The organism is Kitasatospora sp. NBC_01287, from assembly GCF_026340565.1.
Lineage (GTDB): Bacteria > Actinomycetota > Actinomycetes > Streptomycetales > Streptomycetaceae > Kitasatospora.
In genome coordinates this window covers 4,864,115-4,877,193 of the sequence record NZ_JAPEPB010000001.1, presented here as the reverse complement: position 1 = coordinate 4,877,193, position 13,079 = coordinate 4,864,115, and the positions used below count along the sequence as shown (strand labels likewise).

The following is a 13,079-nucleotide window of genomic DNA, read 5'->3' as shown; positions in this document are numbered from 1 at the left end:
AGAACGAATTGACTTGCCGTCAGCATGATCGGCACTCTGGCGCCGACCCCGGACTTCTCACGGACCGCTGACCATGGACCGCAGACCGCCGGCCCGCCGGCCGCAGCTGCGCGAGCAAGGAGGACACCGCGCGATGCTCCGCACGCTCATCGTCGGCCTCGGCCGCGCCGGCGCCGGACTGCACCTGCCCGTACTGCGCCGGCTGCGGCGCGAGATCGGCCGCCCGTTCGCCGACACCCCGCCGCTCGCCGTGGACCCCGCGCCCACCGCCTGCCCCGACCCGGACCAGGTCGAGCTGCTCCCCTCGCTGGCCGCCGCCCGCGACCGGCTGGACCCTCGGCACACCGTGGTGCACATCTGCACCCCGCCGCGGCACCGCGCCGGACTGGTCGAGGAGTTGGCCGGTCTCGGCTTCCGCAAGCTGATCATCGAGAAGCCGCTGGCCGCCCACCCCGCCGATCTGGCCGCGCTCGCCGAAGTGGTGCACCGCGAGCGGTTGGACGTCTCGGTGGTCGCCCCGTGGCTGGCCAGCACGCTCACCGACCGGCTGGTCCAGCTGGTCCGGGAGGGCGAGTTGGGCGAGCTGCGGCGGATCGCGGTGCGCCAGCACAAGCCCCGGTTCCGGCGCTCGCTGATCACCCACGGCCACCCCACCGCCTTCGACATCGAGATCCCGCACGCGCTCGGCGTGGCCCTGCTGCTGGGCGGCGACGCGGAGGTCACCGCGGCCCACTGGCACGATCTGCGGGTCGGCTCCGAGGTCCGCCCGATGCTCGGCGGCGCCCGGCTCGAACTGGCCCACCGGGGCGGGGCGCGCACCGAGATCGTCTCCGACCTGACCTCGCCGGTCCGCGAGCGCCGGATCACGCTGCGCTTCGCGCGCGGCACCGCGACCGGCCACTTCCCCGGCAGCTCCGACGACGAGTACGCCCAACTGCGCCTGACCGGACGGCGGCTGAACAGCCGGGAGGTCTTCCCGGACGACGCGCTCGGCAGCTACCTGACCCGCGCCTACCGCCGCTTCCTGCTCGGCCCGCTGCCGCCCGAGGCCGAGTTCGACGGACACGTCCGGGCGGTGCGCCTGCTGAGCGAGGCCAAGCGCCTCAGCGGCGCCGACCTGCTGCTGAACCGCGAGAGCTCGACCGAACGGGAGTTGTCCTGTGTCCACTGAACTGTCCCGGCCGTCCACCGAACTGTCCCGACCGGCCACCACCGAACTGTCCCGGCTGCCCTCCACCGGCCACTCGCCCCCCGGCGTCGAGCGCGGGACCCGGCGCCGGATCGACTACTGCGGGATCGCCGACGAGGCCGCCGTCGACCTCGCGGGACAGCTCGCCGCGACCCGCGAACTCGGCTGGCAGTCCATCGAGTTGCGCACCATCGACGGCCAGCCGCTGGAGCTGCTGAACGGCCCGGCCTTCGCCCGCGCCGCCGCCCGGATCGCCGAGGCCGGCCTGGCCGTGCCGGTGGTCGCCTCCCGGATCGGCGGCTGGTCCCGCCCGATCAGCTGCGACCTGGACCAGGAGCTGGCCGATCTCACGGTGCTCGCCGACCGCTGCGCGGTGCTCGGCACCCGCTACCTGCGGATCATGTCCTACCCCAACGACGGCCTGACCGAGGTCGCCTGGGAGCGCGAAGTGCTGCGCCGCACCCGGGTGCTGGCCAAGCACGCGGCCGACCGGGGCCTGGTCCTGCTGCACGAGAACTGCTCCGGCTGGGCCGGCGCGGACGCCGGGCGCGCGCTGCGACTGCTGGAGGCCGCAGGCCCCGAGGCCTTCGGCTTCCTCTTCGACACCGGCAACGGCGCCGCCTACGGCTACCGTTCGCTCGACCAACTGCGCACGCTGGCACCCTATGTGAAGCACGTCCAGGTCAAGGACGCGACCGGCGGCCCGGCCGGGGTGACCTACACCCTGCCGGGCGCGGGCGAGGCGGCCGTCGCCGACTGCCTGCGGCTGCTGCTCGACACCGGCTACCAGGGCCACTGGTCGATCGAACCGCACCTGGCGGTGCGCCCGCACGAGCACTACCGCGCCGAACCGGCCCGCTGCCGCGCCGCGTTCGCCGCCTGCGGCGAGGCGCTGCGCACCCTGGCCGAGCAGTTGGCGGCGGCCGACGGGACGGTGTGGCACCCCACCGCGGCCGGTCTGGCCGCATGTTGACCGCGGCGGACCACCGACTGCTGCTCGACCTGCTCGCGCTGCCCACCGCCGGCCCGCTGGAGGAGCCCGCGGGCACCCCCCGGCTCTGGGCGGCGCAGCGGCGCTACGCCGAGGCCGCCGCCGAGTCGGGCTTCACCGTGCTGCACCACGCCGCCCCCCAGCGCGCCTGGGCCGAACTGCCCGACGTGCCGCTGCCGGTGCGCGCGGCCGCCGCCGACCCCGCCTTCCTGGCCGAGCAGCCGAGCCTGGTGCTGCAGTCGGGGCCCGCGTCCGCGCGCGAGCGGACCGTGATGTTCAACGTCCACCTCGACACCGTGGCGGGGCAGCAGCCGGTGCACCGCACCGGTGGCACCTACTACGGGCGCGGCGCGGTGGACGCCAAGGGCCCGGCCGTCGCCCTGCTGGCCGGGATCCGGGCGGCCCGCGCCGAGCGGCCCGGCCTGGCCGACCGGACCCGTGTGCTGGTGCAGGCGGTGGCCGGCGAGGAGGGCGGCGCGCTCGGCACCATCGGCACCCGCCCGCTGGTGGCCGCCGGGCACTACGGCCGGTTGAACGTCTTCTGCGAACCCACCGGCAACCGCGCGCTGACCCGCTCGACCGCCGCCATGACCGCGCGGATCGAGGTGGCGGGCCAGGACGCGGTGGACGACCGGCCCGCCGCCGGACACAACGCCACCGTGCTGCTCGGCTTCCTGGCCCAGCACCTGGCCGGCTCGATCAACCCCGGCCCCGGCCGGCTCTGCGTGGCCGGCCTGCACACCGGCCACCTGCACAACCGGGTTTACGGGCAGGGCGAGTTGCTGCTCAACCTCGCCTACCCCGACCCGGCCACCGCCGAGCGGCTGGAGCGGGCGGTGGTCGAGGGCCTGGCGGCGGGCCTGGCCGCCTTCGCCGAGCGCTTCGCCGCCAACCCGCTGCTGGCCCGCACCGCGGTGGACGCGGCCGCGATCACCCGGCTGCGCTGGCTCAAGCGCGGCCTGCCCGCGCTCACCGACCCGGCCGCCGAACAGCCCTGGCTGCCCCGGCTGCTGGCCGCCGCCCGGATCCCGCGCTGGCCCGCCGAGGAGCCCGGCTTCACCTGCGACGCGATCTGGCTGGCCGACCGACCCGACACCGCCACCGTGGTGCTCGGCCCCGGCTCGCTGGAGGACAACAACGCCCACGCGGACGGCGAGTTCGTCCACGTCCACGAGCTCGCCGCGTTCGCCCGCTCCGTCGCCGACCTGCTGCTCGCCTTCGACGCCGAGCGCCCTGCCTCGCCGCCCTCCCCCCGGCTGCCCCACCCCACCCAGGAGGCCAACCCCGCATGCCGCTGACGCCCCTCGCCACCCCGCTCGCCGGGCCTGGAACCGGGTCCGCCGCCGAGGTGGAGACCACATCCGCCGCCCTCGCCTCCGCCGAGGCCGCCGGGTCCGCCGCCGAGCGCGCCGCCGAGGCCGAGGGCGACGGCGCCCGGATCGGCGCCCCGCGCACCACCCGCCCCGCCGTCCTGGTCCGCTACCCCGAGCTGCTCCGCTTCACCACCGAGGTCTTCACCGCCCGCGGCCTGCCCGCGGCCCGGGCCACCACCGCCGCCGAGGCGCTCTGCTACGGCGATCTGACCGGCCTGACCTCGCACGGCCTGGTCAACCTCACCCGGCTCTACCTGCCGCTGCTGGACGAGGGCCGGGCCGATCCGGCGGCCGAGCCCGAGACGCTGGCCGACCGCGGCGCCGCCGTGCTGCTCGACGACCGCCGGGCGCTGGGCCTGTGGGCGGCCCCGGCCGCGATGGACCTGGCGATCGAGCGGGCCGCGAGCTTCGGCATCGGGCTGGTCTCGGTGCGCGGCGCCACCCATCTGGGCTGCGCCGGCTTCCACACGCTGCGCGCCGCCCGCCGGGGCCTGATCGGCCTGCTGGCCGCCAACTGCGGGCACCAGAAGATCGCCAGACCGCCGGGCGGGCGGCTGGCGATGCTCGGCACCAATCCGCTGAGCGTGGCCGCGCCGGCCGGCGACCGGCACCCGTTCGTGCTGGACATGAGCACCACGGCGGTGCCCACCGGGCGGGTGCGGGCCGCCGCCCGGGCCGGACAGGCGGTGCCGAGCGGCTGGCTGGCCGACCAGGACGGCGCGCCGGTCACCGACCCGGCGGCCTTCGACCGGGGCGAGGCACACCTGCTCTGGCTGGGCAGCCGCCCGGAGACCGGCGCGTTCAAGGGTTACGGCCTGGGCCTGGTGGTCGAGGTGCTGGGCGCGCTGCTGGCCGGCGCGGGCCTGGGACCGGAGCCGGCCGCGCTGGCCGGGGACGGCGGCCCCGCCGGCCGGGACGACGACATCGGCTACCTGGCACTGGCGATCGACCCCGGCGCGCTGCGGGACGGCGCGGACTTCGCCCGGCAGGCCGGCTCGCTCTTCGGCGCGCTGCTGGACTGCCCACCGCTGGACCTGGCCCACCCGGTGCGCTACCCCGGCTTCCCCGAAGGCGAATTGGCGCGGCGTCAGTTGCGCGACGGGGTCGAGCTGTCACCCGCCCGGTTCGCCGAGCTGACCGAACTGGCCCTGGCCACCGGCCTGAGCGCCCCCAAGCCGATCGGAGGCACGCCGTGACCGCCCCCCGCAAACTGGCCGTGATCGGCCTCGGTGTGATCGCCAAGTTCTACCTGGCCGCGATCGAGGCCGACCCGGCCTTCACCCTGGCCGCCGTCTGCGACCTCGACGAGGCCGCGCTGGCCGCCCCGCGGGCCGCCGGCATCCCCGGCCACCTCGGCCACCGCGAGCTGCTCGCGGCCCACCGCGACCTGGACGGCGCGATCGTCACCGTGCCCAACGACGCGCACGCCGCGCTCTGCCGCGACCTGCTGGCCGCCGGGCTGCCGGTCTGCGTGGAGAAGCCGCTGGCGACCGAGCTCTCCGACGCCCGGGCGCTGACCGCGATCGCCGCCGAGCGCTCGCTGGTGCTCTTCACCGCCTTCCACCGCCGCTACAACAGCCAGGTGCTGGAGTTGGCGGCCGCCTGCGCCGGCACCCCGGTCGCCAAGGTCAAGGTCCGCTACTTCGAGCGGATCGAGGACCACATCGGCCAGGACGCCTGGTACCTGGACCCGGCGCGCTGCGGCGGTGGCTGCGTCGCCGACAACGGCCCGAACGCCTTCGACCTGGTCCGGCTGCTCTTCGGCGAGTCCGAGCTGAGCGTGGTGCGGGCCGCGATCACCCGCGACGCGGCGGGCCTGGACCGGCAGGCGGCGCTCGACCTGGTCACCGCGGGCCCCGCCCCGCGCCGGGCCAGGGTCGAGCTGGACTGGTCCTATCCGGGCGAGTTGAAGGACGTCGAGGTCACCCTGGCCGACGGCCGGGTGCTGCGGTCCGACCTGCTGGCCGGGCACCAGGGGTTCAAGGCCTCGCTCTGGCACGAGTACCGGGGCATCCTGACCGCCTTCGGCGCCACGATCGAGCGCCCCGCCGGCCGCCGCGACGGCGGCCTGGCCGCCCTGGACCTGGTGGCGGCGGCCTACCGGCTCGACCGAGACGACGCCACCCACGTGTTCCGTCCCACCGCCGCGGAGGCACGATGAGCGCGGTGCGGGAGGACGGCGCCAAGCGGGCGGTCGCCGGGGAGCTGGTGAAGGTGCTGATCCACCGCCGCGAGGACCGCGGCATGACCGTGGAGCCGTACGCGAGCCGGTGCGTGCGGGCCGGCGAGCTGCACGAGCTGGTGACCACGGACGTCGCCGACGGCACGCCGGGGACCAGGGTGGACCGGGTGGGGTTCCTGGGCTTCACCGAGATCTCCCGCGCCGGGGTGATCGACCGGGGCGACACGGTCTGGATCGGCGGGCGGCCGGTGGGCACCGTGCTCGGTTTCGACGCCTGCCACTTCCCCAACCACTACAACATCCTGATCTGCACCGGGGAGCCGGTGACCGGTGAGGAGCTGGGGCTCTGCCCCGAGGCCGAGGTCCGCTTCATCCAGCAGCCCTGAGCAGGCCGGCAGCTGCGAGAAGGAGAGTGGGGGGAGCGGTCCCGGGGGAACGGACCGCTCCCCCGGCGGAGCTCCCACAACCGGACGCCGCGTCAGGGGGTACTCACGGCGTCGGGTCCCACAGCGGGGAACTCCGGATCCACGTACCGCCGATTCCTGCCAGATCCTCGGTACAACACCCATCCTGCCGCCGGGCCCCGCCGGGCGGCAGGCGTACAAGGACCCGTCTCCCGGGGACCTTCGTCCCGCGGAGTGAACGCGTTGCACACCTGATTCGGCCATCCGGTGGATAAGCTGCTCGCTGGGACCGGCACCCGACCGGGCCCGGACGCGGGCGCGGGGCTGGAGCGGACGAGGCGGAGGCGGGCGTTTCCGATGGCACAGGCAAGGCGGATCGGCATGTATCTGCTGCTGATCTTCGTGGTGTACACGATCATCCACTCGCCCGCACGCGCGGCGGAGCTGGTCCAATCGGGCTTCGTCGGGATCTCGGACGCGGCCAACTCGGTGGGGGCCTTCATGACGGGTCTCATCAAATAGGACCCTGCCCCGGCGCCCGAAGCGGGCGGGTTACCGTGTCCGGGTCCACCCTCGGCCCCGCAAGGAGCACCCCGTGATCCGCCACCTGGTCCTGTTCAAGCTCAACGAAGGCATCGCGAAGGACGACGAGCGCGCGCTCGCCGCCGCCGAGGCCTTCGAGGGGCTCGACCAGCAGATCCCCGAGCTGCTGGAGTGGCAGCACGGCTTCAACGTCAGCCCGCGTGACATCGCCTACGACTACGCGATCAACAGCCTGGTCGCCGACCAGGACGCGCTGCAGGCCTATGCCACCCATCCGGCGCATGTCGTTGGTGCTCAGCAGTGGCGGGAGATCGCCACCCTGGTGGTCGCCGACTTCGAGGTCTGACCAGCGCCCAGCAGGTCGATCGCACTCGAACGACCCAACGGCCCCCCGCCCCGCGACGACTCCCGAGGAGTCCGCGCCGGACCCGGGGGGCCGTCGCCTTGTTGACGCCAGGTCAGCAACACGCCTCTGGCCGGTACTTGAACGAATGGCGTCCGTCTTGTGATGCTATGACCGATTTCGCCGGGCAGGACAAGGTGGTGAACTAGGGAGGGTGACGCGTCCGTGCGGATCCAGGACGATACGCCGGACACCGGCACGGGCGGTCCCGAGGCCGGGCCCGACCCGGGCGCCGCGACCACCACCGCGGTGACCGGCGCCGCTCCCACCCCCACCCCCGGCCCGCGGGCCGAGGAGGCGCGCACCGAGGAGCACGGCGCCCCGGGCCCGATCGACGTGCGCACGCTGACCCGGGTGCTCTTCGAGCGGCTGGCCGAGCTGCCCGCCCAGGCCCCCGAACGCGAGCAGGTGCGGGCCGCGCTGATCGAGGTCAACATCCCGCTGGTGCGCTACGCCGCCACCCGGTTCCGCAGCCGCAACGAGCCGATGGAGGACGTGGTCCAGGTCGGCACCATCGGCCTGATCAACGCGATCGACCGGTTCGACCCCAGCCGCGGCGTGCAGTTCCCCACCTACGCGCTGCCCACCATCCTGGGGGAGATCAAGCGCTACTTCCGGGACAACGTCCGCACCATGCACGTCCCGCGCCGGCTGCAGGAGCTCTGGGTGCAGGTGAGCGGCGCGATGGAGGAGCTGACGGTGCTGCACGGGCGCACCCCCAAGGTCCCCGAGATCGCCGCCAACCTGCGCATCCCCGAGGAGGACGTGCGCGCCTGCCTGGACGCCGGGCGCGCCTACAACGCCGCCTCCCTGGAGGCCGCCCAGGAGCACGAGGGCGGCCTGGCGCTGCTCGACCGGCTCGGCTACGAGGACTCCGCGCTGACCGACGTGGAGCACCGCGACATGGTCCGGCACCTGCTGGTGCAGTTGCCCGAGCGCGAGCGGCGGATCGTGATGCTGCGCTTCTTCGCCAACCTGACGCAGTCCCAGATCTCCAACGAGCTCGGCATGTCCCAGATGCACGTCTCCCGCCTCCTCACGCGCATCCTCACCAGGCTGCGCACCGGCAACAACTGGGACGAGTGAGCAGGACCCGGGCATCGCTGCGCGTTACTGCCACGTGACAACTCGCGATGTTCGGGTTTGCCGTGCTCGCGGTTCCGGTAAGCAAGCGGTTGGGGGACGCCGATCACTCGGCGCGCACCGGGGAACCGCCGAGCGGAGGCTCCCGTTGGACCAGTCACAAGGGGGTGGGTGCATGTCCGCAGAGCTGGGCAGCGCAGAGATCCACGGTGGTACGGCGGTGGCCGAGCACGCTCCGGAGCAGGCGGCGGCCGTGGCGCCCGCCGTCCCGCCGCCGCCCGTCCCCGAGCCGACCGCGGCGCCGGGCCTGGACACCCGCACGCTCTCCCGCTCGCTCTTCCGCCGGCTGGCCACGCTGCAGGCCGGCACCCCCGAGCACACCTACGTCCGGGACACCCTGATCGAGCTGAACCTGCCGCTGGTGCGCTACGCCTCGGCCCGGTTCCGCAGCCGCAACGAGCCGATGGAGGACATCGTCCAGGTCGGCACGATCGGCCTGATCAAGGCGATCGACCGGTTCGACCCGGACCGCGGGGTGGAGTTCCCGACCTTCGCGATGCCCACCGTGGTCGGCGAGGTCAAGCGCTTCTTCCGGGACACCAGTTGGTCGGTCCGGGTGCCCCGGCGGCTCCAGGAGCTGCGGCTGGCCCTCACCAAGGCCGGCGACGAGCTCGCCCAGCGGCTGGACCGCTCCCCCACCGTGGCGGAGCTGGCGGTCTGCCTGGGGGTCAGCGAGGAGGACGTGGTCGAGGGCCTGGCCGTCGGCAACGCCTACACCGCGAGCTCGCTGGACTCGACGCCCGGCGACGAGGACGGCGACGGACCCCTGGCCGAGCGCCTGGGCTACGAGGACCTGGCGCTGGAGGGCGTGGAGTACCGCGAGTCGCTCAAGCCGCTGCTGGCCAAGCTGCCGCCCAGGGAGCGGCGGATCATCATGCTGCGCTTCTTCGGCAACCTGACCCAGTCCCAGATCGGCGACGAGATCGGCATCTCCCAGATGCACGTCTCCCGGCTGCTCACCCGCACCCTCACCCAGCTGCGCGAGGGCCTGACCAGCGAGAGCTGAGCCGCGCCCGGCCGCGCCCCGGGCCGGCAGCCCGGGGCGGGGTCGGGCGCGGTCGGCGCGGGGTCGGGCCGGGTGCGGGGTCCGGTGGGCTCGGCGCGGCTCAGTGGCCGGCGTCGCCGAGCAGGTTCTTGCGCAGACCGGCCAGCACCGCCTCCTCCAGGCCCAGGCCGTCCCGCCAGAAGGCCTGGAAGTCGCCCCAGCCGGTCTCGACCTCGGCGAAGGCCGCGGCCAGGTAGTCGCGGTCGGCGCGGAAGAGCGGCAGCAGCAGCGAGGGGTCCGCCATCAGGCCGCGGGTGCCGAAGCTGTCCACGATGTGCTCGACGATCGCGGCCGAGCGCACGTTGGTCAGCAGGTAGTCCTCGTAGACCGTCTCCTGGTCCACCCCGAGCGCGGTGAGCAGCAGCGCGGCGGTCCAGCCGGTGCGGTCCTTGCCCGCGGTGCAGTGGAAGAGCACCGGCGGGCCGTCGGGCGCCGCCAGCAGGCGCAGCACGGTGGCGAAGCGCTCGCGGGCCAGCGCGTCGGTGACGAACCAGCGGTACAGGCCGATCATCATCTGCGCGGCCCGGCCCTCGCCGAGCAGCGCCTCCTGCTTGGCGGGGTCACGGTCGGCCAGCGCGTCGCGCAGCGCCACGTAGATGTCGTAGTCGGCGGCGAAGACCGGCAGATGGTGCAGGGTGATCCCGTCCGGCCCGGCGGCGCTGACGCTCAGTGGGCGGTCGGAGAGCTCCACGGCCGAGATCTCGGCCACCGGGAGCCCGGGCACCCGGTCGGGACCGGCCTCGCGGACCTCGTCCAGGCTGCGCAGGTCGACCACGTGGCGCACCCCGAGGGCGGTGAAGAGCGGCAGGTCGGCCTCGACCAACCGGTTGAGGCCGTCGCTGCGCAGCGCCACGCCGCTGCGCAGCACCCGGCCGTCGGCCGTCCGGTAACCACCCAGGTCACGGGCGTTGACCGCGCCCGCCAGGCCAAGGCTGCGGGCGGCCAGCTCCTCGACTGCGGCGGCGCTTGCCGCGACGGGCTGCTCGGTCACTGGGGCCTCCATGGTGTGCTCGTGGTCATCGCTCGGGTCATCCGGTCCGACCAGGGTACGAACCGGATCCGGCGCGCCACGCACCCGGGCGGCGACCGTGTACGACGTGTTTCGGCAGGTGAGACGCTTTCATAAAGCGAAACTTGTCATGATCCGACCGGTTTCTGCCTCCTTAAGGGCGCCTTAACGACCGCAGGGTGACGAACATGGCCCACAAGTGAACGTCTATGACAGATTCGCTGCACTCTCACCCATTCGGCCGATAAACCAGGTAGTTCTGCCCCACCATGTTCCGCAGTGCCTCGCACGGCGGGCCGTGCGACGCGGGGGAGACACAGAAACATCAAAGGTCGGACGCGGGGGCAGTCCGTCCTTTTCATGGGGAGGAACACCGAACATGGGTCGAGCGACCCGTCGTGCTGCCGCCTGCGCGGCAGCCGGTCTGCTGGCTGCCGGACTGCAGACCTCGACCGCCTTCGCGGCGGTACAGAACCGAATCGACCTCACCGTGCTGGTGGTCGACGACGGCGGTCCCGCCACCGCCGCGATCACCGCCGAACTCGCCAGTGAGGGCACCCCGTACACCGTGGTGAAGCTGTCGGACCCGAACCGTCCGACGATCACCGCCGGCTACCTCAGCGACACCGTGAACGGCGCCCCCCGGGCGAAGTTCCAGGGCGTCGTGCTGCCCAACGAGAACCCGTTCGGCACCGGCTCCGCCGAGATGACCGCGCTCGCCTCCTACGAGGCCACCTTCGGCATCCGCCAGATCGACGCCTACACCTACGCCAACCCCAACGTGGGCCTCAACTGGGCGCAGAACCCGGGCTACATCGGCTCGCTGGACGGCACCCAGGGCGCCGTCACCACGGCCGGCCTGTCCGGGCCGTTCGGCTACCTCAGCGGCAACGTGCCGTTCGAGCAGCCGGAGCCCGGGGTCTCCACCAGCTACGGGTACCTGGCCACCCCGCTGGCCTCGGCCGCACTGCCCACCGGCGCCTCGTTCACCCCCCTGGTGGACGCGCCGATCCCGGGCACCGGCTCGCGCGGCTCGCTGGTCGGCGAGTACGACCACGACAGCCGCAAGGAGCTGGTGGTCACCTTCGTCTACAACCAGTACCAGCAGCAGTACCGCCTGCTGGCCCGCGGCTTCGTGGACTGGCTGACCCAGGGCATCCACCTCGGCTACGACCGCAACTACTTCGCGGTCCACGTGGACGACCTGTTCCTCTCCGACGACCGCTGGGACACCACGCTCAAGTGCACCCCCGGTGACGTCACCTGCCCGCCGGGGAGCAACAACACCGACAACGACCCGATCCGGATGACCCCGTCGGACGTCAACACCGTGGTGGCGTGGGAGAAGGCCAACAACTTCACCCTCGACTTCGCCTTCAACGGCGGCGGCAGCGCCGACTGGGAGTCGGACAACAACACCACCACCGACCCGCTGCTGACCGCCTTCAAGGCGAACTCCAGCTCGTTCCGGTTCATCAACCACACCTGGGACCACCCGTTCCTGGGCTGCGTCCAGAACGTCACCGTGGTGCCGTGGGTCTGCTCCACCGACACGAGCGGCAACACCCAGTGGGTGGACGAGAACACCATCCAGACCGAGATCTCCGAGAACACCGCCTGGGCCAAGCAGCAGGGTCTGCCGACCGACCCGAGCGAGCTGATCACCGGTGAGCACTCGGGCCTGGTGACGCTGCCGCAGCAGCCCACCGACAACCCGAACCTGGCGCCCGCGCTGGCCGCCAACGGGATCAAGTGGACCGGCTCGGACGCCTCCCGCGAGCCGAACCAGCGCGCCGTCGGCAGCTCCACGCTGACCGTGCCGCGCTACCCGATGAACGTGTTCTACAACGCGGGCCACACCAACGAGGAGGTGGACGAGTACAACTGGATCTACACCAGCAAGGCCAACGGCGGCAGTGGGATCTGCGAGACCTCGGGCAACTCCACCTGCCTGCCGGCCGCGCTGGACACCACCACCGGGTACGCCTCGTACATCGTGCCGATGCAGACCAAGATCGACCTCGGCTACGTGATGAACAACGACCCGCGGCCGAACTTCATCCACCAGTCCAACTTCGCCGAGGACCAGATCGCCTACCCGGTGCTCAACTCGATCCTCGGCACGTACAAGAGCCTCTACGCGGCGAACACCCCGATCGTGAACCTGCGCGAGAGCGCGATCGGCACCGAGCTGCAGAAGCGTTCCGCCTGGAACGCGGCTGTCGCGGCCGGCCAGGTCACCGCGTACCGGATCGGCAACACGGTCACCGTGCAGGCGCCCTCCGGGGTGCAGGTCGAGGCCACCATGCCGACCGGCACCACCCAGCAGCAGCTGCTCGGCAGCTCGGCCTTCGGCACCGCCTACGCCGGTTCGCTCTCCGGCTGGGTCTCCCCCGGGACCTTCCAGGGCTCGGTGACCCTGCAGCTGGCCGCCGCGGCGGCGCCGAGCTCGGTCAAGGCTCCGGCCGCCACGGTCAACGCGGCCGCCACCGCGGCCCAGAAGACCGCCAAGGCGCCGAAGACCACCGTCCCGGCCGGCACCGCCAAGGCCGTCCCGGTCGGTCCCGGTGACACCCAGCGCACCAAGGGCAAGTCCCTGGTGCCGGCCGGCACCAAGTAGGTCAGCAAGCAAGGCGCCACCTGAGGCACCACGCACCACCGCAAGGCAAGCAAGTCCAGTACCAACTAGCTCCACGCGTACCACCGGCACCACAACGCGGCGGTACGGGCCGCGCGGCGACCCCGCGCGGCCCGTACCGGCGCTGCGCCCGGCCGCCACCGGGCGCAGCCGATTTGG

General features: G+C 73.2%; 12 protein-coding genes. 11 read left to right on the top strand and 1 reads right to left on the bottom strand.

What is annotated here, in order from left to right:
- Positions 1-133: 133 nt before the first annotated feature.
- The 10 genes from OG455_RS20950 (at position 134) to OG455_RS20905 (ending at position 9,234) form a co-directional block, all read left to right on the top strand.
- Positions 134-1,171 (top strand): Gfo/Idh/MocA family oxidoreductase, encoded by a 1,038-nt coding sequence (locus OG455_RS20950; protein WP_266295953.1) that lies wholly within the window; start codon positions 134-136, stop codon positions 1,169-1,171.
- Entirely contained in the window at positions 1,161-2,162 is a 1,002-nt protein-coding gene (locus OG455_RS20945) for a sugar phosphate isomerase/epimerase (protein WP_266295952.1), read from the top strand. Before OG455_RS20950 ends, OG455_RS20945 begins: the two co-directional genes overlap by 11 nt.
- Positions 2,156-3,478, top strand: a complete 1,323-nt coding sequence (locus tag OG455_RS20940; protein ID WP_266295951.1) for a M20/M25/M40 family metallo-hydrolase — start codon at positions 2,156-2,158, stop codon at positions 3,476-3,478. Before OG455_RS20945 ends, OG455_RS20940 begins: the two co-directional genes overlap by 7 nt.
- Positions 3,469-4,749, top strand: a complete 1,281-nt coding sequence (locus OG455_RS20935; protein ID WP_266295950.1) for an Ldh family oxidoreductase — start codon at positions 3,469-3,471, stop codon at positions 4,747-4,749. The genes OG455_RS20940 and OG455_RS20935 overlap by 10 nt, the downstream gene beginning before the upstream one ends.
- Positions 4,746-5,714, top strand: coding sequence for a Gfo/Idh/MocA family protein (locus OG455_RS20930; protein ID WP_266295949.1), 969 nt, complete (start codon positions 4,746-4,748; stop codon positions 5,712-5,714). Before OG455_RS20935 ends, OG455_RS20930 begins: the two co-directional genes overlap by 4 nt.
- Positions 5,711-6,121 (top strand): hypothetical protein, encoded by a 411-nt coding sequence (locus tag OG455_RS20925; protein WP_266295948.1) that lies wholly within the window; start codon positions 5,711-5,713, stop codon positions 6,119-6,121. The genes OG455_RS20930 and OG455_RS20925 overlap by 4 nt, the downstream gene beginning before the upstream one ends.
- 375 nt (positions 6,122-6,496) lie before the next feature.
- A complete protein-coding gene (locus OG455_RS20920) occupies positions 6,497-6,661 on the top strand; it encodes a hypothetical protein (protein ID WP_266295947.1) in 165 nt (54 codons plus the stop codon).
- A gap of 73 nt (positions 6,662-6,734) precedes the next feature.
- Positions 6,735-7,028: a Dabb family protein gene (locus tag OG455_RS20915; RefSeq protein ID WP_266295946.1), complete on the top strand. Its 294-nt coding sequence runs from the start codon at positions 6,735-6,737 to the stop codon at positions 7,026-7,028.
- Between the two features lie 222 nt (positions 7,029-7,250).
- Positions 7,251-8,171, top strand: coding sequence for an RNA polymerase sigma factor SigF (locus OG455_RS20910; protein ID WP_266295945.1), 921 nt, complete (start codon positions 7,251-7,253; stop codon positions 8,169-8,171).
- A gap of 172 nt (positions 8,172-8,343) precedes the next feature.
- Entirely contained in the window at positions 8,344-9,234 is an 891-nt protein-coding gene (locus tag OG455_RS20905; protein ID WP_266295944.1) for an RNA polymerase sigma factor SigF, read from the top strand.
- A 100-nt stretch (positions 9,235-9,334) separates the two neighbouring features.
- Here OG455_RS20905 and OG455_RS20900 read toward each other — a convergent pair whose 3' ends face one another.
- Complete coding sequence (locus tag OG455_RS20900) at positions 9,335-10,264, bottom strand: tyrosine-protein phosphatase (protein WP_266295943.1); 930 nt, start codon at positions 10,262-10,264, stop codon at positions 9,335-9,337.
- A 397-nt stretch (positions 10,265-10,661) separates the two neighbouring features.
- Between OG455_RS20900 and OG455_RS20895 the strand changes: the two genes are divergently transcribed.
- Entirely contained in the window at positions 10,662-12,902 is a 2,241-nt protein-coding gene (locus OG455_RS20895; RefSeq protein ID WP_266295942.1) for a hypothetical protein, read from the top strand.
- Positions 12,903-13,079 lie beyond the last annotated feature (177 nt).